At 37.8% G+C, this 19,580-nt stretch carries 17 protein-coding genes; 5 read left to right on the top strand and 12 right to left on the bottom strand.

The window, feature by feature from the left end:
- Position 1: 1 nt before the first annotated feature.
- From CIL03_RS04750 to CIL03_RS04765, 4 genes are all read right to left on the bottom strand, one after another.
- Positions 2–1,303: a dihydrolipoamide acetyltransferase family protein gene (locus tag CIL03_RS04750; protein ID WP_094884053.1), complete on the bottom strand. Its 1,302-nt coding sequence runs from the start codon at positions 1,301–1,303 to the stop codon at positions 2–4.
- 23 nt (positions 1,304–1,326) lie between these two features.
- Positions 1,327–2,304, bottom strand: a complete 978-nt coding sequence (locus CIL03_RS04755) for an alpha-ketoacid dehydrogenase subunit beta (RefSeq protein WP_094884054.1) — start codon at positions 2,302–2,304, stop codon at positions 1,327–1,329.
- A 3-nt stretch (positions 2,305–2,307) separates the two neighbouring features.
- Positions 2,308–3,351 (bottom strand): pyruvate dehydrogenase (acetyl-transferring) E1 component subunit alpha, encoded by a 1,044-nt coding sequence (pdhA, locus tag CIL03_RS04760; protein WP_240508005.1) that lies wholly within the window; start codon positions 3,349–3,351, stop codon positions 2,308–2,310.
- 459 nt (positions 3,352–3,810) lie between these two features.
- Complete coding sequence (locus CIL03_RS04765) at positions 3,811–4,503, bottom strand: YkyA family protein (protein WP_094884056.1); 693 nt, start codon at positions 4,501–4,503, stop codon at positions 3,811–3,813.
- Positions 4,504–4,750: 247 nt separating this feature from the next.
- On the opposite strand from CIL03_RS04765, the gene def reads away from it, so the two are divergent.
- Complete coding sequence (def, locus tag CIL03_RS04770; protein WP_094884057.1) at positions 4,751–5,302, top strand: peptide deformylase; 552 nt, start codon at positions 4,751–4,753, stop codon at positions 5,300–5,302.
- Positions 5,303–5,352: 50 nt separating this feature from the next.
- On the opposite strand, the gene CIL03_RS04775 is transcribed toward def, so the two are convergent.
- Entirely contained in the window at positions 5,353–6,126 is a 774-nt protein-coding gene (locus CIL03_RS04775; RefSeq protein WP_094884058.1) for a Cof-type HAD-IIB family hydrolase, read from the bottom strand.
- Between the two features lie 522 nt (positions 6,127–6,648).
- Between CIL03_RS04775 and CIL03_RS04780 the strand changes: the two genes are divergently transcribed.
- Together CIL03_RS04780 and rnjA are read left to right on the top strand one after the other, a co-directional pair.
- The gene (locus tag CIL03_RS04780; protein WP_094884059.1) at positions 6,649–6,858 is read left to right on the top strand and encodes a DNA-dependent RNA polymerase subunit epsilon; all 210 of its coding nucleotides are present in this window, start codon (positions 6,649–6,651) and stop codon (positions 6,856–6,858) included.
- Positions 6,859–6,861: 3 nt separating this feature from the next.
- On the top strand, positions 6,862–8,529 hold the full coding sequence (gene rnjA, locus CIL03_RS04785) for a ribonuclease J1 (RefSeq protein ID WP_094884060.1): 1,668 nt from the start codon (positions 6,862–6,864) through the stop codon (positions 8,527–8,529).
- Between the two features lie 766 nt (positions 8,530–9,295).
- Here the strand turns inward: rnjA and CIL03_RS04790 are convergent.
- From CIL03_RS04790 to cbpB, 7 genes are all read right to left on the bottom strand, one after another.
- Complete coding sequence (locus CIL03_RS04790; protein WP_094884061.1) at positions 9,296–11,017, bottom strand: pyruvate oxidase; 1,722 nt, start codon at positions 11,015–11,017, stop codon at positions 9,296–9,298.
- Between the two features lie 102 nt (positions 11,018–11,119).
- A complete protein-coding gene (locus tag CIL03_RS04795; RefSeq protein WP_094884062.1) occupies positions 11,120–11,785 on the bottom strand; it encodes a potassium channel family protein in 666 nt (221 codons plus the stop codon).
- A 109-nt stretch (positions 11,786–11,894) separates the two neighbouring features.
- Positions 11,895–13,646, bottom strand: a complete 1,752-nt coding sequence (locus CIL03_RS04800) for an ABC transporter ATP-binding protein (protein WP_240508006.1) — start codon at positions 13,644–13,646, stop codon at positions 11,895–11,897.
- Between the two features lie 179 nt (positions 13,647–13,825).
- Entirely contained in the window at positions 13,826–15,574 is a 1,749-nt protein-coding gene (locus CIL03_RS04805) for an ABC transporter ATP-binding protein (RefSeq protein WP_094884063.1), read from the bottom strand.
- A gap of 333 nt (positions 15,575–15,907) precedes the next feature.
- Positions 15,908–16,354 carry a TlpA family protein disulfide reductase gene (locus CIL03_RS04810; protein WP_094884465.1) on the bottom strand — a complete coding sequence of 149 codons (447 nt, stop codon included), beginning with the start codon at positions 16,352–16,354 and terminating at the stop codon, positions 15,908–15,910.
- A 419-nt stretch (positions 16,355–16,773) separates the two neighbouring features.
- Positions 16,774–17,016: a YkuS family protein gene (locus tag CIL03_RS04815; protein ID WP_094884064.1), complete on the bottom strand. Its 243-nt coding sequence runs from the start codon at positions 17,014–17,016 to the stop codon at positions 16,774–16,776.
- Between the two features lie 601 nt (positions 17,017–17,617).
- Positions 17,618–18,061: a cyclic-di-AMP-binding protein CbpB gene (gene cbpB, locus CIL03_RS04820; protein ID WP_094884065.1), complete on the bottom strand. Its 444-nt coding sequence runs from the start codon at positions 18,059–18,061 to the stop codon at positions 17,618–17,620.
- Positions 18,062–18,296: 235 nt separating this feature from the next.
- Here cbpB and CIL03_RS04825 point away from each other — a divergent pair, with 235 nt between their 5' ends.
- Positions 18,297–18,599, top strand: a complete 303-nt coding sequence (locus CIL03_RS04825) for an ArsR/SmtB family transcription factor (RefSeq protein ID WP_094884066.1) — start codon at positions 18,297–18,299, stop codon at positions 18,597–18,599.
- 12 nt (positions 18,600–18,611) lie between these two features.
- Positions 18,612–19,526 (top strand): cation diffusion facilitator family transporter, encoded by a 915-nt coding sequence (locus tag CIL03_RS04830; protein WP_094884067.1) that lies wholly within the window; start codon positions 18,612–18,614, stop codon positions 19,524–19,526.
- Positions 19,527–19,580 lie beyond the last annotated feature (54 nt).

Below are 19,580 nucleotides of genomic sequence, written 5' to 3' on the forward strand. Positions count from 1 at the left end.
TCTACGCCTCCATCATAATTAATTGTGGATCGTTCAACAATCGCTTAATTTGATTCAGAGCCAGTTGTGCTGTAGCTCCATCAACAATACGATGGTCAAAACTCATTGATAATGCGAGTACTGGTGCGATTACAATTTCCCCATCACGGACAATTGGTTTTTCTGCAATTCTGCCAATTCCCAAAATAACTGCTTCAGGGTAGTTAAGAACTGGTGTAAACCATTGTCCGCCAGCAGAACCAATATTTGTAATTGTATTGGAAGCACCACTCATCTCTTCAGAAGTAAGTTTACCACTTCGAGCCTTTTCTGCCAATTCATTGATTTCAGCTGAAATTGCAAAAATGGATTTACGATCGGCGTCTTTAAGAACTGGTACCAGCAGACCTTTGTCTGTGTCTGCAGCAATACCAACATTATAGTAGTGTTTCTGAACAATCTCGTTTGTTTCATCATCGACTGCAGCATTCAATATAGGGAATTTCTTGGATGCTGATACGAGTGCCTTAACAACATACGGTAAATAAGTGAGTTTAACTTCTTGCTCAGCTGCCACAGCTTTAAATTTCTTACGGTGTGCAACAAGTTCTGTCACATCAATATCATCCATTAACGTAACATGTGGTGCTTTTGTTTTAGAATTAACCATTGCTTTAGCAATCGCTTTACGGATTCCACTCATTTTCTCACGAGTTTCTGGATATTCACCTTTAGGTGCTGCAGGAACTTTTGTTTCCTCTTTAGCTGTATCCTGCTTTGTCTCTTCAGCTGGTGTTTCAGCTTTCTGATCACCACTTAGGAAGCTTTCAATATCTTCTTTTAAAATACGGCCATTTTTACCAGAACCAGTAACATCCTGTATTTTAACATCATTATCACGAGCATATTTTCTTACAGATGGCATCGCAATAACCCGTTTATCATCTGATCCTGATTCATCCGTTTTGTCGGTTTTTTCAGTAGTTTGTTTTTCTTCTTTAGGCTCTTCTTTTGAAGGTTCTTCTTTTGAAGGTTCTTCTTTTGAAGGTTCTTCTTCAGATGAGTCATCTTCAGCTGATTCATAGCCTTCTGCATCAAATGTAATTAATGAATCACCCACGATTGCAACAGTGCCTTCTTCAACATGAATCTTTTTAACTGTACCTTCTACCGGAGAAGGTATTTCAACAACCGCTTTATCGTTCTGGACTTCACACAGCTCGTCATCTTCTTTAACTTCATCGCCTTCTTTAACGAACCATTTTACGATTTCACCTTCGTGAATGCCTTCACCGATATCCGGCAGTTTAAATACATATGCCATAATTACTACCTCCTATCTCAATTTTAAAAGTTCATAACTGTGTTGACTTTTTCAATAATATCCTTGTGATTTGGAAGCCATATTTCTTCTGCTTCAGAAAATGCATAAACCGTATCTGGTGCAGCTACTCTTAGTACTGGTGCTTCCAGATGCAAGATTGCTCTTTCCTGAATCTCAGCTACGATATTTGCAGCAATACCTGCCTGGCGCTGCGCTTCCTGTACAACAACGACATGATTTGTTTTCTTAACAGATTCAATAATTGTATCAATATCAATTGGTGAAACAGTACGCAGGTCGATTACCTCTGCATCAATGCCATCTTTTTCAAGCTCTTCTGCTGCTTTTAGGGAAGCGTGAACCATCGCGCCATAAGCAATCAGAGTTACATCTTTACCTTCACGTTTCACTTCAGCTTTTCCAAGTTCAATTGTATATTCTTCCTCAGGTACTTCTCCACGGAATGAACGGTATAGCTTCATATGTTCCAGAAATACTACAGGATCATTGTCACGAATAGATTGAATTAAAAGTCCCTTTGCATCATATGGAGTTGAAGGAATTACAACTTTAATCCCTGGTTGTTGTGCAATTAATCCTTCCAGTGAATCTGCGTGCAGTTCTGGTGTGTGTACACCACCACCAAACGGTGAACGAATAGTAATTGGCATTGTCTGAGTCCCGCCGGAACGGTATCGCATACGCGCCATTTGCCCACTGATTGAATCCATCACTTCATAAACGAAGCCGAAGAACTGAATTTCTGGAACCGGACGATAGTCTTGTGTTGCTAAACCAATGGAAAGTCCGCCGATTCCGGATTCAGCTAATGGTGTATCAAATACACGATCTTCACCGAACTCATCCTGCAAACCTTCAGTTGCACGGAATACACCACCATTTTGACCAACATCTTCACCAAACACAAGCACATTTTCGTCATTTTTAAGCTCTGTGCGCATTGCATCAGTGATTGCCTGAATCATTGTCATTTGTGCCATGATTTACTTCGACTCCTTTTCTTTGTATTCTTCCATTTGTTCTTGTAAGTTGGATGGAAGTTCCTCAAACATATTTTCAATAAGATCAGTAACCTTTTGTTTTGGATACTGGTCAGCTTCTTTTATTGCTTTTTTGATATCATCTTTTGCCTCTTCAATTACTTTATTCTCTTCGTCTTCTGACCATAGTTTTTTATCTTCCAGGAATTTACGGAAACGAACAAGAGGATCTTTCTTTTCCCATTCTGAATCAAGGTCATCTGTACGATATCTTGTTGGATCATCACCAGCCATCGTATGTGGCCCGTAACGATAGGTCATTGTTTCAATAAGTGTAGGGCCTTCTCCATTTATTGCACGTTCACGGGCATCTTTTGTTGCTGCATAAACAGCCAAAACGTCCATCCCGTCAACTTGAATTCCTTCTATTCCTGCTGCAACCGATTTTTGTGCAAGTGTTTTTGCATTTGTTTGTTTTTCAACAGGTACAGATATAGCAAAGCGGTTATTTTGAACGATAAAAATCGCCGGAGCCTGGTAAGCACCTGCAAAATTAATTCCTTCATAGAAGTCACCTTGTGACGTACCGCCATCTCCTGTATAAGTTATCGCAACTGTTTTCTTGCCGCGTTTTTTCATTCCTAAAGCAACACCAGCTGCTTGTACATATTGAGCACCAATAATAATTTGCGGGCTTAAGGCATGTACATTCTCAGGCATCTGATTCCCATGGAAATGTCCTCTTGAGAATAAAAATGCCTGGTATAATGGAAGACCTTGCCATATCAACTGTGGAACATCACGATATCCTGGCAGAATAAAATCATCTTGGTCAAGTGCGAACTGACTTCCTAATTGAGATGCTTCCTGACCTGCAGTCGGAGCATAGAATCCTAAGCGGCCCTGACGATTCAGAGCAATGGAACGCTGATCAAGGATGCGAGTATACACCATACGGCGCATTAGCTCTTTTAAATCCTCATCCGATAAATCCGGCATATCATCTTTATTGACAATTTTTCCATCTTCATCAAGAATCTGGAACATTTCGAACTGACTTTCAACACTCTTAAGTACGTGTTTCAAAATAGTTCACCTCTTCCTTTCTTTGTATCCTTTTTAATATTGTCTTTCCTAGCCTGCCCAAAAGTGAGAAAAAATCTGTACCATTTTCCTCTTATTCTTGTACCCTTTTTTATTTCTCGCTAATCAGAATTTCTGATTGCTTTTAAATCTGTTACATAAGAATATTCGATTTTACTGGTACAATTATCAACTTCAGTTAAATAGTATCTCATTTACACATCATGGTCAATCACTTTGTTTGGTTTTATTTACATTTTGAATCAGGTTTTTGTTCCTGTAGCAGCAATTAATCAGATAAACATTATCTGTTATACTCGAATATTATATCTGTATTATTTTTTTGCGTATAAAAATTATAATTGCATAAAAAAAGACCGAATCGAGACGATTCAGTCCTTTAGTATATCCGCTTATGCTGGTTTATTCTTTTTCTTCTGTACTGCTGGCAGATGGATTTTCTTCATAGGTTACATCAATACCTGCCTGTTCATAAAACTCTTTTTTCAATGCATTATATTCTACTGTAGCCTCATTAAATTGATCATTCGCTTTTAGAATCTGCTCATAGCTTTCATTAATCTTATTTATTTGATCACTCAGATCTTCCTGCTGCAAATCCTCCTGCTGCAGCATCGTATAAAGTTCTTTTTCCAAATTTAATGATTCTGAGTAAGCGTTATTAAGTGTGTTGTATGCCTGATAACGGCCTTCCATTACATCATACATACTCTGAACTTTGCCTTTTAGCTCTTCATCTTCAAGGTTTTCTATCAGATCCTGGATTTTATTAAATTCTTCCTTAGATGCCTCAATGCTATCTTTTTCTTTTGAAATCTTATCAGAGCGCTCATCAATTATATCAACCGCTTTTTCAGAAAGTTCTTTAATTTTATCAAAATCATCCATTCCCAGATCTATAATTTGACTATATAATTCCTGTTCTTGTTTTTCCAGTTCCGTGATTTCGCTTTGGACGTCTTCAAAATCCTGCTCTAATGCAACTGCCTCTTCCAGATGATTATGTATTTTTTCTTGTGTTGATTCTCCACTGCATGCAGATAATACAGTTAAGAGGCCTATAACCAGCAGGAATAATATTTTCTTTGATGACATACTGCTTACCCTCCTTATTCATTGCTGCAATTAATATGTGTTTCCAAGTATAACATAATTATATATAACTCATGATATACTATTTTAAAGTTTTACAATGACCTGTTGCAAATTTATGATTAATATACCTCAGATATGATAAAATATTAAATTGACGGAAAAAGTTGAAGAAACAAAAGTGTAAAGCCCGTTTAGCGATAATACATTCTTTATTTTTAAGGAAAAATTTTCACAGGAGTGATTTTGCATGATAACTATGAAAGACATCGTTCGTGAAGGACACCCTTCGCTGGTGAAGGTCGCCAAAGAAGTTGATGTGCCTTTACACGTAGATGATAAAACACTATTACAGGATATGATTACTTTTTTAAAAAACAGCCAAGACGAAGAAATTGCTAAAGAACATAAACTGCGGGCGGGTGTCGGACTTGCTGCACCACAGCTGGGAGTTGAAAAGCGGTTAGTTGCTATACATTTTGAGGATTTAAACGGTAAGCTATACAGCTACGGCCTTGTTAACCCGAAAATAGTCAGCCACTCAGTAGAACAGTCATATTTAGCCGGCGGAGAAGGATGTCTTTCTGTTGACCGAAATGTAGAAGGTTATGTTCCAAGACATGCACGCATTACGTTGAAAGCTACAGACTTGGAAGGAAATCCTCTGAAATTACGTTTAAAAGGATATGCTGCTATTGTGTTCCAGCACGAAATTGATCATCTGAATGGAATTATGTTTTATGATCATATCAATAATGAAAATCCATTTGCTGTCCCTGATAATGCAAAACCGATTAGTTAAGAACAAAGAATGTCCCTCCGAAAAATAAAATTCAGAGGGACATTCTTTTTTTATATTAGTTTTAAATGTTTTAGTCCTTTTAGAATACCATCATTGCCGACATCGTCTGTTACATAATCAGCAATGGATTTTAATTCGGATACGGCATTACCCATTGCAATCCCTGTTCCTACTTCCTCTATCATCTCCATATCATTTAATCCATCTCCAAAAGCAAAGGAATCAGTAATGTTAAGGCCACTTGCTTCAATCAGTTTTTCTACACCGACGGCCTTTGAACCGCCGCCAGGCAGAACATCGCATGATAGATCATGCCAGCGGACAAAACGAAACGAATTATGCTGGGCTGCAATTTTCTCTTCGCTCTCTTTTTCACAAAACAATAAAGCCTGGTAAATCTTATTGTCATTTTTAAGATTGGGATTAACCTTTGGATAGTTAAATTTCAAGCTCCCGAAGCTTTCCGTGATGTAAGGGTGATCAGCTACAGATGCCCACATATGGTCTTCCGTCATAAATACCATCGGAAAATTGTTTTCGGACGATTGCTGATAAAGTTTAGTGAGTTCCTCTTGCCCTAATGGGTTGTTGTAGACTACTTCTCCCTCAAAAACAACATACTGACCATTATAGCTGACATATGATTCAATTCCTAATTCCTTCCTGATAGTTTCAAACATAAACGGTGCTCTCCCTGTTGCTATCGCAACATATGCGCCATTTTCCTGCAATTTTGTGATAGCTTGCTTTGCAGATGCGGGAATTTGTTTTTTTTCATTTAGAATAGTTCCATCAATATCAAAAAAAACTATTTTTCTGTTCATTATATTCTAGGCTCCTTAAGTCTGGTGAATTTCGTGAATGAATAAGAATCTCCTCATTCGCAAAAAATAAGTTTATCATAAATAGAAACGTTCATAAATTTATCTTTTTCATACAAATAATGGATTTTTATTTCAATATTCCTCAAATCGTACTATAATATAAATTAAGAGGGATTGGATCGGTAGAACGTTTTTGTTGCTTTTCTTGAAACTTGTGAAAGGAGATGTGTGTCCTCATGTTAAAACGCCTAAAAGAAAAGCTAAAAAAACGCTGGAAAGACTTTTTAGGCCAAGGACGTGTACCTACAACTTGTAAAAAAGACTACCATTGATGTAACCAATCACAATCAGGGTACCATAGAATTTTAAAGCATGCTATGGAAACACATGAACAGTTATATAGAGCGGAATCTAAATAACAATTGAATCAAACGCTTTTAAGAGTTAATGTTCCCTTATAGAGCATAGCTTTTTAAGCAATGGAAAAAAATCACGATATATAGAAATGATAGGAGAGATGAAATGATTTTTAAAGTTTTATATCAAGAGAATCGGAATGAAGTGCCTGTCCGTGAACGCACAAACAGTGTTTATGTTGAGGCAGATTCCGTACGTGAAGTAAGAAAGAAAATCAGTGATCGCGAGTATAACATCGAGTACATCCATGAATTGGACGAAGCACACCTGGAATATGAAAAGCAATCTGATCATTTTGAAATGGAGAATGCATAACCAATGAAATTTGTAAAAAATGATCAGGCAGCGGTTTTTGCACTCGGTGGACTTGGTGAAATTGGAAAAAATACGTATGGAATCCAATTTCAGGATGAAATCATCTTAATCGATGCCGGAATTAAGTTTCCGGAAGATGAATTACTCGGAATTGATTATGTTATTCCGGATTACACCTACCTTGTACAAAACCAGGATAAAATTAAAGGATTATTCATTACACATGGACACGAAGACCACATAGGAGGAATTCCTTTCCTGCTGCGTGAAATTAATATACCGATATATGCTGGTAAACTTGCGATTGGATTAATCAGAAACAAATTGGACGAGCATGGATTACTAAGAAGTGCTAAATTGAATACGATTCAAGAAGATGATGTTATTAAATTCCGCAAAACCTCTGTCAGTTTTTTCCGAACAACACACAGTATCCCTGATGCCTATGGTATTGTGGTAAAAACACCACCAGGAAATATTGTTCATACAGGAGATTTCAAATTCGACTTCACCCCTGTCGGTGAACCAGCTAATCTGACAAAAATGGCTGAAATTGGTAAAGAAGGCGTACTTTGCTTACTTTCAGACAGTACAAACAGTGAGGTACCCGGGTTTACTATGTCAGAAAAAATTGTCGGGGGAACTATTAATGATATTTTTTCCCGGGCGAATGGACGATTAATTTTTGCAACATTTGCCTCTAATATTTACAGGCTGCAGCAAGTTGTAGAAAATGCAGTCAAGCATAACCGAAAAGTAGCTGTATTTGGCCGAAGTATGGAGTCAGCGATCAATCTTGGACAGGAGCTGGGTTATATACAGGCACCAAAAGAAACATTTATTGATGCCAATCAGATTAACCGTCTGCCTGCACAGGAAGTAACAATCCTATGTACCGGTTCCCAAGGTGAGTCAATGGCTGCACTTTCCCGAATAGCAAATGGTACACACAGACAAATTCAAATTATCCCTGGCGATACTGTTGTATTTTCCTCCTCCCCAATCCCTGGAAATACAGTAAGTGTCGGCAGAACAATCAACAAACTATATCGAGCAGGTGCTGATGTTATTCACGGCAAACTAAGTAATATTCACACCTCCGGTCATGGCAGCCAAGAAGAACAAAAACTCATGCTGAGACTTATTAAACCTAAGTTCTTTATGCCGATTCACGGGGAATACAGAATGCTTAAAGAGCATGTGAAGCTCGCTGATGCCTGCGATGTTGATCCAGACCATTCCTTTGTATTGGATAATGGAGATGTATTGGCACTTGGCAAAGATAATGCCACAATTGCGGGGAAAATCCCGTCAGGAGCCATCTATGTTGACGGCAGCGGTATTGGTGACATTGGAAATATTGTTCTTCGTGACCGCAGGATATTATCAGAAGAAGGCCTCGTAATAGTTGTAGTAAGTATTAATATGAAAGAATTTAAAATTGCTTCAGGACCTGATATTATCTCCCGTGGATTTGTTTATATGAGAGAATCTGAAGACTTAATAAATGAGGCACAGAAGCTTGTGGCAGCACATTTAAATAAAGTAATGGAAAGAAAGACTACGCAGTGGTCTGAAATTAAAAATGAAATTACAGATACAATTGCTCCATTCCTTTACGACAAGACAAAGCGCAGACCTATGGTATTGCCAATCATTATGGAAGTATAATAATAAATAAAAAAGAAATCGGTGAATCAGCCGATTTCTTTTTTATTTAAGCTATTTGCCTATCGATACAAATAAAGAACTAATTTTATACTGTGCGCAGTTTCTATAAAGTGCGAACTAACTTTAAATAGTAATGGAACTACCAATGCAGGAAAAGCATCTGCTGAAATCCCAGCGTCTTTGTGACCTTCTCTACGCATATCATCTTGATTTGTCCCTCATAACTTCAATGACTTTACGAATGAATAGTTTTTTCCTGCATTCGAGCACTCATACCCTTGATGAGTGTACGAATGAATAGTTTCCTCCCGCATTCGAGCACTTATACCCTTGATGAGTGTACGAATGAATAGTTTCCTCCCGAATTCGTGCACTCATACCCTTGATGAGTGTACGAATAAATAGTTTTTTCCTACATTCGAGCACTCATAACCTTGACAAGTTAACGAATGAATAGTTTTCTCCTGCATTCGAGCACTCATAACCTTGATGAGTTAACGAATGAATAGTTTTTTCCTGCATTCGAGCACTCATAACCTTGATGAGTTAACGAATGAATAGTTTTCTCCTGCATTCGTAAACTCATAACCTTGATGAGTGTGCGAATGAAATGTATTACTGTTTAACGCTTCTATGTGACCTTTTTTAACACTTTTCATCTTAGTTTTTCCTGTAAAACACTTCTAATGTGCTTTCAATACAGTTTTAGTTCGCAGTTTACATCAAATGCGAACTAAATGAGTAATTATTACCTTAAAACCATGTTTTATAGTAACCGTTTTGCCGCTCTTCCCATATCCGGGAAATCCAGCTTATTATTTGTAAAAAATTCCTTTATTAAATATTCACTGTATTTTATTGCTTGATCATAGGTTATTCTGCCGGGCAATGGTGCCATATCTTCAATAGCAACATCAATTACCGCAGGCTTATCGGACATAAATGCCTGCTTCAGAGAATTTTCTAGGTCTTCTTGTTTTTCAATTCGATACCCTTCACCGCCGCTTGCTTTCGCAAATGCTGCAAAATCAATATCCTGCATATCTGTCTTATAATTTAAATGTCCCATTTCTTCTTGCTCGTATTTAATCATTCCTATTTTACTGTTATTCAAGACAACGACTTTAATAGGCAGATCGTATTTTACTGCTGTCACGAAGTCTTGCATCCCCATTGCAAACCCACCATCACCACAGATAGCTACAACCTGCCTTTCCGGATAGGCAACCTGTGAGGCGATTGCCCCTGGCAAACCAAACCCCATCGTTGCAAGCCTTCCAGATGCGATAAATTGCTGACTGATAAATGGAAAGAATCGAACAGTCCAAACGGTCACATTTCCAACGTCACATGATATGATTGCGCTTTTGTCTACGACATTTCCCAGCTCATTCATTAATTGCGGTGCCTGTATTGGATTTGCAATCTCTTCTTTAATCCTTTTCATTTCAATATGCCATTTTTTCATCTTTTCCTGATATTTATTTAAGGATTTGGAATCTTTTTTCTTTGCAACTAGTGATGTTAGTTTAGGCAGAATCTTGGATGCATCACCGCAGAGACCTTCTATAACAGGATAGAAATTGCCAATTTTACTAGGGTCAATTTCTATTTGTATAGCTTTTGTATTATCAGGCAGGAATTCCCTGTATGGAAACGTGGTGCCAATCAACAGTAATAAATCAGAATCCATTACAGCCTGGTATGCCGGTTTCGTTCCGATTTGCCCGTGCTGCCCGAGATTCAGTTCATGATAATCCGGAATGATTCCTTTTCCAAGCAAGCTTAAAACAATAGGAGCCTTAATTTTATCTGCAAATTCAGCTAGTTCATTTCCACTTTTTACACAGCCTTTCCCTGCCAAAATAACCGGTTTCTCTGCGTTGTTTATCAGTTCCAATGCAGCCGATATCGTAGTCTCTTCCGGCATAATCATTGGTTGATTATAGCCGACAGCAGTTAGTGAAGGCTCACTTTTTTGCTTTTCAGCAAATAAATCATCCGGTACAATTATTACAGCTGGACCTTTTTTGGCATAGGCAGCCCTTACTGCCATATTAAACAAATCTGGAAGCTGCTCTGCGGAAACTGCTGCCTGATTAAAAACAGCAACATCTTCAAATAACCTTTCCAGATTTATCTCTTGAAATGCATCTGTTCCTACCGCATTGCTAGAAACTTGACCGACAATTGCTAGTAATGGGACACCATCCTCTTTTGCATCATATAATCCATTCAGCAGATGAATTGCTCCAGGCCCAGCTATTGATAAGCATGCACCAATTTTTCCGGTCAATTTTGCATAGGCGCTGGCAGCCAGTGCACCGGTTTCCTCATGGCGAATCTGTAAAAATTTAATCTGTTCTTCTTTTTTCCGGAGATCGTCAATGAATTCATTTATCGAGTCACCGGGCATGCCGTAGATATGATCGATTTCCCACTGTTCCATTAAATCAGTAAGTATTTCTCCAGTTCTTTTATGTGACAATATCTTCATCCTTTCTCTTCGTAAACACACCTCTCCTTTTCTATTACCTAAAAAAGAATTTAAAAACCCGTGTCTCTACAGACACGGGTAAGTTAAATCTTATTACTCATCAATTACCAGGTGTTTTTCAAATCTTGAAATGTCTTTGTCAGCACCGATAACTATCAAAATGTCATTTTCCTTTAATGCATCATCAGCACTTGGGGAGACATTAATATCTTTCCCCTGTTTGATTGCTACAACGTTACATCCGTAATTTGCACGAATATCTAGTTCTACAAGCGATTTTCCAATCATTTTTTTTCCAGCCTTTACTTCAACGATACTGTGATCATCTGATAATTCCAGATAATCAAGGATATTATTGGAAATGATATTGTGTGCAATTCGTTTCCCCATATCTCTTTCCGGATGCACCACTTGATCAGCACCGATTTTATTCAGAATTTTTTCATGGCGGTCATTTTGAGCTTTTACTGTTATTTTTTTAATCCCTAGATCTGTTAATATTACGGTAGTTAGTATACTTGCCTGAATATTATCCCCGATGGCAACAATAACGTGATCAATATTTTTTACACCTAGCTCCTTTAAGGCATCTTCATCGGTTGAATCAGCAATTACAGCATGCGAGGCAATATTTTTAAATTCATTTACTCTATCTGCATCACTATCAATGGCAAGCACTTCCATCCCCTCCATGCTAAGTTCACGGCAGACGCTTCCACCAAACCTTCCCAATCCGATTACTGCGAATTCTCGTTTCATTAAACTTCCTCCATCATCAAACTGATTAGACATAGTTTACCACACCAATATACATGAAACGAAGCAATTCTGATTAAAGAATTGCTTCGTTTTTTTAAAGTACAGCGTCTTACATCGCATCAAGCATTTGAAATTGAGATTTTACCAGTTCAAAATACTTTCCATGCTGGTTCATCAATTCATCATGATTTCCATTTTCTAATATTCTTCCATTTTCCAATACAAAAATATTATCAGATTCCCGAATCGTTGATAATCGATGTGCAATAATAATCGAAGTTCTTCCTTTCAGCAGACGGCGAAGCGCTTTTTGGATTTTCACTTCTGTCTCTGTATCAATGCTTGCCGTTGCTTCATCCATAATAATGATTCTTGGATTTGCAAGAAGTGCTCTGGCAAATGACAGTAACTGCCGTTCACCAGCTGACAGTATGTTTCCGCGTTCCTCCACTTCAGTTTTGTAGCCATCGGACAAACGCCCGATAAAGTCATCCGCTCCGACTACTTTTGCCGCGTCGATCACTTCCTGATCAGTTGCATTCGGACGTCCAAATCGGATATTCTCCATAATTGTTCCGGAAAAGATAAATGTATCCTGCAAAACGACGCTAATCTGTTCACGCATGGAAGAAAGTTTCACATCTCGCAAGTCATGGCCATCTATTTTTACCGAGCCTTTCGACGGATCGTAGAATCTGCTGATCAGGTTAGCTATCGTCGATTTACCACTTCCCGTATGACCAACAAGGGCAATCGTTTCTCCTTGCTTGATGTCTAACGAAATTTCATGTAATGCAATACGGTCAGCGTCATAGGAAAATTGAACCTTGTCAAACTCAATATTTCCTTTCATATCTGTAAATTCATATGCATTTTCTTTTTCTGCAACATTAGGCTGTTCATCCAAATATTCGAATATACGCTCTGAAGCAGCCATTGCCATTAACAGCTGGTTATACATCTGACCAAGTCTCGAGATAGGATCCCAGAACATCCCGAGGAAAAAGGCAAAGGATACAAATGTCCCAACTTGTATACCACCCGCTCCCCCACTGTTCATATAAGATAAAATTAAATAGGCTCCAAAGGAAATTAGAATAACTGTCCCTATTGCATTACTCATTTCAACAAAAGGACGAAACATTGCACTTTTTTTCGCTGCATTACGCCATGCATCGAAATTATCTTCATTCACTCCATTAAAAAATTCTGCATTTTCTTTTTCCTGGGTAAAAGACTGGGTAATTCGAATACCTTGGATCCCTTCATTCAAATGTGAATTCAGCCGGGATTGCTGAATACGCACACTTTGCCAGGAGCGGCGGATATTTCTCCGCAGCTTAGTAGATATATAAAACATGATTGGCAAAATAATCATAATTGCCAAGGCCAATTCAGGACTTAGTACGAATAGAATTACGATGATACCAACCAATGTAACAATATCCATTAATAAATTGATTATTCCATTTGTAAAAAGTTCCTGAAGTGAATTAATATCATTCAAGATCCGCACCAGAATCGATCCAGCAGAACGGGTATCAAAAAATCGGTGTGACAAGCGCTGAACATGCGAGAATAGATGCTGACGCAAATCATAAATAACGTTCTGCCCTAATATATTTACCCATTTTATTCGAAATACATTACCTATATAGCTGATCAGATATAGTACTCCAATAATAACAACAAGGTAGGTAAGCAATGTAGTATCTTTTTCCGCTATTGCTACATCGATTGCTACTTTACCAATTAGAATCGGTACAGCAAGGCGAACTGCTGTTGATACAAGCATTGCAATAATCGCTGCTAGAAGGTAATTCCTTGAATATGGTTTTAAAAAATCAAGTAAACGAAGCATCTGCTTCCAGTTAAAAGGCTTTTCTATCGCTTGGTCAACCGTATAATAGAACCGTTTCAGGTGACGGCTTTTTGCTTTTTTTATAGTTGAATTAGCCACTGTGGTCCCCCCTTTTTTCTATATAAGAAATGAAAGTATAGATATAGTGCACCGCTAAACAGGTGCTTCTGCTTTTGTTTTTAATTCACAGTACTCATTATTTCTTCACGATCCTGGTATTGTATATTATATATACGCTGATAGACTCCATTATTTTTCACTAATTGGTCATGGGTGCCGCGTTCTGCGATTTCCCCTTCTTCCAGCACTAATATTTCGTCTGCATGTTTCAAGGAAGAAATACGGTGCGCAATAATAAAGGAGGTTCTCCCTTTCATCACTTCTTTTAAAGCTTTCTGTATTTTAAATTCAGTTTGCATATCTACTGCAGAGGTTGCATCATCAAGAACAAGTATACTTGGGTTTATACAGATTGCCCTGGCAATAGCAATCCGCTGCTTTTGCCCACCTGATAGACCCATGCCTCGCTCACCAAGTAAGGTATCATAGCCTTTTGGCATTTCCATGATAAAATCATGCGCCTGTGCGCGTTTTGCTGCATCAATTACCTGTTCATCCGATACATCCGGGTTTCCATAAGATATATTTTCCCGAATTGTTGTAGAAAACAGAAAGGGTTCCTGCAGAACAAAGCCAATACTATTTCTGAGTGTTTTTAATTTATAATCAGAAACACGATTTCCGTCTACAAGTACTTCGCCTTTTTCCGGTTCATAAAAACGGGTAATCAGCTGGGTAATACTCGTTTTCCCTGCTCCAGTGGCACCAATTAAACCAATTACTTTGCCTGGTGGTGCATCGAAACTGATGTCCTTTAATGCAGAATCATCATTTTCAATGTAAGTTAATGTAACGTTATTAAAGGTAACGTGACCTTTAATTGGATTATCAATTGCATTTTCCTTTTCAACAATGTCTTCTTTTGCTTCCAGAATTTCCAGTAATCTTTCACCAGATGCTTTTGCCTGGGAAAATTGGTTTACTACAAAGCCAAGGTTCATAAGTGGGCCCATAATATACCAGACCAGACTAAAAAATGCGACAAGCTCACCCAGAGCAAGAGATCCATTAATGACGAGATAGCCGCCATATGCGATAAGTGATACTGCACAGACATTCCCAATAAACTCCATTAATGGAAAGTATCTAGCCCATATCTCCGAGGTGAATATATAATTTTTACGATAGTTATCATTGCTTGAAGAAAATCTTCCAATTTCGAAGTCTTCCCTGGATAATGATTTAACAGTATTCATTCCACTGACATTTTCCTGTATCCGTGTATTTAACCGGCCCAATGATTTTCTAACACTTCTGAACGCAGGGTGTACGCGTTTATCAAATTGAAAAACGACCACAGCAAGAAACGGCATTGCAGCCATCGTAACAAGTGCAAGCGGTATCGAATAATAAAACATGACGCCTAAACTGAAGCCAATTAATAAAGCAATTCTAATCAGCTCTGAAAATCCGAATGAAAGAAAAAATCGGAAACCTTCCACGTCTTGAGTTAACCGGGACATAATATCACCGGTTTTGGCATTATCATAATATTTAAATGATAATACCTGCAGCTTGTTGTACAAGGCATTTCTTAACATATATACCGTTGTTATCCCGAAGAATTCACCTAAATATTGATGAAAAAATGTAGAGAACCCTTTAACAATCATTAACAAAACAAAAACAATGGAGATATAAGGTATAAGATTATATCGGTCATCCATGACTACATTATCAATGGTCAGCTGCAATACAATTGGATACACAACAGTTATTGCAGTTACAAAGAATAAAAAGAACAAGGACCAAAAGAAATATTTCTTGTGCGGCCAATAAAATTGTTTTAATTTCTTAAATGTATTCAATCTGTTTCCCTCCCCCGGATGTTGTTTTTCCGTAATTATTAATATAACGGGTTCCGAAGTAAATTGCCAGCTATTTTGCTCAATTTTTTAAATCTTTTTTAATTTAATTTTTGATTAGTAATTCCGGCTTACTGCTAAACTCCCATCGTGCTATTAATGTAATATATTTACGACTTCAATATATATGTCATCAAGTGAAATTTATACCTTTGTATGTTGATGACAGCCTTGAAATAGTACGATAACAACCTGCTTAACAGTGATTGAATTATCATCTGGTCTTTAAGCACAAAAATACACCTGCATTTAAACAGGTGCCTGGTTAGCTAGCATTTAATTATCCAATACGCGACTCAAACGTTTTCTTAACATGGTCATTCCTCCGCCACCAGATTGTGAATGTCTTAATTTACCATCAGCATCAAACACATAGTATGCAGGTACATATTTAACATTAAAAGCATTGGTTAATTTATGAGCATTATCTATGAAAATAGGCTGCGTAATTTTAAATCCCTTTGCTGCTTCCTTTATGGCATCAAGGTCCATATCTTTTTTAGAGCGTGGCATATGCACTGCAATTACATGTAAATCATTTTTTAATTGATCACGTAATTCATTTATTTGTGGCATGGATTCCTTGCATAAATCACAGCTGATTGACCAAAAATGGATTAATGCAGGCTTATTTCCTTCGATTAAATCCCTTCTTTTTGCACCACGGCTGTTTAACCAGTCTGTGGCACCATCAAATTCCGGCATTGGATCTCTTAACCGCACCATCATCCCTCCATTCAAACTGCAAACTCATAAAATTGTTCAATTCAAATAAGTATAATCAATTTATTTTCCTTGCTCATATTTATATATGAAACTGCATTTATAAAGTTTCCTATTATGTTTGATTTGTGGCTTTTTGAATTTGATGGAGATTGCTTTTACATAAAAGTGCGAAGTTGAGAGAAACCCCTTTGAATCTGAGAGAGAAATGGATTTAGTTGAGAGAAACTTATTTAAAGTTAAATGATAATCATGTTTTTCAGATTTATGTCTCAACTTAGGACTTGGTTCTCTCAACTTTATATTGTTGTCTCCCAACTTTAGGCAAGATCTCTCAACTTTCCTGCTAATTAAATACGGAATAAAAAAGAGAGATTGTTTTCCAAGGATTTAAACCCTGGAAAGCAATCTCTGCCTTCTTAGCTTAATTTTTGATTTACCATTTGACAGACATCTTCTGCATTATATCCTTGTGCATTGATTACAGGGCCTGCGATGACGGTATCTTGTGCTCCCATCACGTCTTTATCCTGGCCAGTAATGATACAGCAATCACAATATGCTGCATCTTCCGCCGAACGAAGATCGACAACCTCATGTCCCATCTCCATTAAAGCTTCCTTAACATCGGTTAGTGATCCTTCTACGCCAATTCGCGCCATTCATGATGCCTCCTCCATTTATGAAAATGTACATACATAGTTTCTGCATTGGCGCAAAAGATATACCACAGCTATTTATTTAAAGTTTCTTCGCGAAAATTGTATTCCTTTTTAACAGAAACAGTTGATGTAAAGTGTGAACTACTTAAAATGAGGGTTGGGCGACCGCTGCGGAAATACACTTCGCTTTCCGTGGGCGGCTGATGAGCCTCCTCGAGCTGCCGCTCTGCGGGGTCTCACCTAGGCCTCTGCTCCCACAGGAGTCTCCGCGTATTTCCTCCGCTAGTAGTCCGATTACTCCTGATGAACTGTATTAGTACTCAATACAAAGGATCGTAGCACCTCACCAGTTCGGGTGAGCGGAGGGCGGTGACTCCTGCGGGAATAGCACGTGTCCGAAGACCCCGCAGAGTGGTTTTCTCGAGGAGGCTGAGGCCGTGCCCGCGGAAAGCATCCGCCCGCAGCGATCCCGAACGGCGATTATAGCAGATACTAATTATGTCACAGTATATAGACTTTATGTTAAAAACTCCAAAGAAAACTGCATAAAAACATCCCAAACAAAACTAATTGTTTGGGATGTGTAAGAAACGCTTTTTAATTATGCTTTTGATGTGTAAATATCACGTTTTAATTGTTTTAGGATTGCTCTTCTTGTCAGAATCCCATCAAAATATCCGTCTTCATCGGCAACACAGACAAATGGATGATTTATTACTGCATTCAATCCATTCATAAATGTATCATCCGAAGAAAGACAAGGGATTTCATCATTCATTACTTCATGTACACGAATGTCAGAAAGCTTTTCGATCTCAATTCGCTCAAGTCCTAAAACACGATTTAAAATAGCAGTTTTTCCAATGGTTCCTACAAGTTTATAAGATCCATCGAGAACCGGTACTGCAGAATAGCCTGATTTGATTAAAACTAATAATGCATGTTCTAAAGGATTGTTTATTTGTACGTGCGCAACTTTTTCAGAAGAAATCATTAAATCTCCAACCGAAATATCTGTTAATTGTTTATCCTGTGTAATACTCATAATAAAACGCCCCTTTTAACTCTGTATTACTAAACCAATTCTAAATTTCGTAATAGCAAATGAGCACTTTTTTCTATTCTTAATTCCGATAAAAATGCTGCCAAAGTTTTCTGATGACTACTACCATTTTACCACATATACTATGAAGAAACATCTAAGTTAAGCTCGATATTGAAATTATCTGGAACATATACTATAATATGAGCATATGACCATATAGTACAGGAGTGTAAAAATGAGCTATAATCCGATTAATGAACAGCTGATTGATAATGTGTCACAAATGTTTAAAGCACTTTCCGATCCAACACGGATAAAAATTCTACATTTACTTTTTTATAAAGAGTGCTCGGTAAGCGAAATTGCTGAACAACTGGAAATGAATCAATCAACTATTTCTCACCAGCTGAAATATTTAAGACAGTTACGTCTTGTTAAAAAGCGCAGGGAAAAGACAATGTATTATTATTCCCCGGATGATTATCATGTTATGAACTTGCTGGAACAAACAATCGAGCATACAAAACATACCAGTTAGGAGGTTATCCTTATGGGACATCACCATGATCATGGACACGGGCATTCCCATCATCATACGAGCAACACCCGCGTATTATTTTGGAGTTTCATCATCATATTTTTCTTTATGATTATTGAAGCCATAGGAGGAATACTTACTAATAGTCTGGCACTGCTATCAGATGCAGGTCATATGTTAAGTGATGCTGCCGCACTCGGCCTTAGCCTGCTAGCATTTAAAATAGGCCGAAAAAAAGCAACATTGGATAAGACCTATGGCTACAGGAGATTTGAAATTATCGCTGCATTTATTAATGGTGTAACATTAATTCTTATATCCCTATATATATTCTATGAAGCATTTCACCGTTTTATGGAACCGCCTAATGTCAGTGCGAGCATGATGATTATAGCCGTCATTGGGCTTGTGGTGAATATTGTTGTAGCCTGGATGTTAATGCGCGGTGACTCCAAAGAAAATCTAAATATCAGGAGTGCCTTGCTTCATGTAATGGGAGATTTATTAGGATCCGTTGGAGCAATTATTGCAGGTATATTCATTTTCTTCTTTGGCTGGAACATTGCAGATCCCATCGCAAGTGTTGTCGTCGCTTTGCTGATCATTATCTCAGGTATCCGGATCACAAAGGATGCTCTTCATATTTTGATGGAAGGTAAACCCGAGAACATTAATGTTGATACAATCAAAGAAACATTAAAGAATTTAGATGGTGTAGAAAATGTTCACGACCTGCATGTATGGTCAATAACATCTGAATTTCCAACAATGAGCTGCCATTTAGTGGTAAAGGATTCCGTGAACCGGGACCGTTTGCTTCAAACCGCAAATCACGAAATAAAAAACAACTTCAGTATCTCCCATTGCACCATACAAATGGAGGGATTAAATTCCAAGGTCCATAAAAATTGCGATCTTTGCAATTAAAAATCATAGAGAGTACGATACGACTACTAACATATATATGCAGATGAAACAAAA

Origin of the sequence: Virgibacillus indicus, from assembly GCF_002266285.1 — a bacterium.
GTDB classification, from domain to species: domain Bacteria; phylum Bacillota; class Bacilli; order Bacillales; family Amphibacillaceae; genus Virgibacillus_K; species Virgibacillus_K indicus.

Excerpts from the sequence above, each read along its gene's own strand:
- CIL03_RS04750 (WP_094884053.1), bottom strand. The coding sequence starts at position 1,303 with ATGGCATATGTATTTAAACTGCCGGATATCGGTGAAGGCATTCACGAA.
- CIL03_RS04755 (WP_094884054.1), bottom strand. The coding sequence starts at position 2,304 with ATGGCACAAATGACAATGATTCAGGCAATCACTGATGCAATGCGCACA.
- pdhA (WP_240508005.1), bottom strand. The coding sequence starts at position 3,351 with ATGTTCCAGATTCTTGATGAAGATGGAAAAATTGTCAATAAAGATGAT.
- CIL03_RS04765 (WP_094884056.1), bottom strand. The coding sequence starts at position 4,503 with ATGTCATCAAAGAAAATATTATTCCTGCTGGTTATAGGCCTCTTAACT.
- def (WP_094884057.1), top strand. The coding sequence starts at position 4,751 with ATGATAACTATGAAAGACATCGTTCGTGAAGGACACCCTTCGCTGGTG.
- CIL03_RS04775 (WP_094884058.1), bottom strand. The coding sequence starts at position 6,126 with ATGAACAGAAAAATAGTTTTTTTTGATATTGATGGAACTATTCTAAAT.
- CIL03_RS04780 (WP_094884059.1), top strand. The coding sequence starts at position 6,649 with ATGATTTTTAAAGTTTTATATCAAGAGAATCGGAATGAAGTGCCTGTC.
- rnjA (WP_094884060.1), top strand. The coding sequence starts at position 6,862 with ATGAAATTTGTAAAAAATGATCAGGCAGCGGTTTTTGCACTCGGTGGA.
- CIL03_RS04795 (WP_094884062.1), bottom strand. The coding sequence starts at position 11,785 with ATGAAACGAGAATTCGCAGTAATCGGATTGGGAAGGTTTGGTGGAAGC.
- CIL03_RS04800 (WP_240508006.1), bottom strand. The coding sequence starts at position 13,646 with ATGCTTCGTTTACTTGATTTTTTAAAACCATATTCAAGGAATTACCTT.
- CIL03_RS04815 (WP_094884064.1), bottom strand. The coding sequence starts at position 17,016 with ATGGCGCGAATTGGCGTAGAAGGATCACTAACCGATGTTAAGGAAGCT.
- cbpB (WP_094884065.1), bottom strand. The coding sequence starts at position 18,061 with ATGAGTATTACACAGGATAAACAATTAACAGATATTTCGGTTGGAGAT.
- CIL03_RS04825 (WP_094884066.1), top strand. The coding sequence starts at position 18,297 with ATGAGCTATAATCCGATTAATGAACAGCTGATTGATAATGTGTCACAA.
- CIL03_RS04830 (WP_094884067.1), top strand. The coding sequence starts at position 18,612 with ATGGGACATCACCATGATCATGGACACGGGCATTCCCATCATCATACG.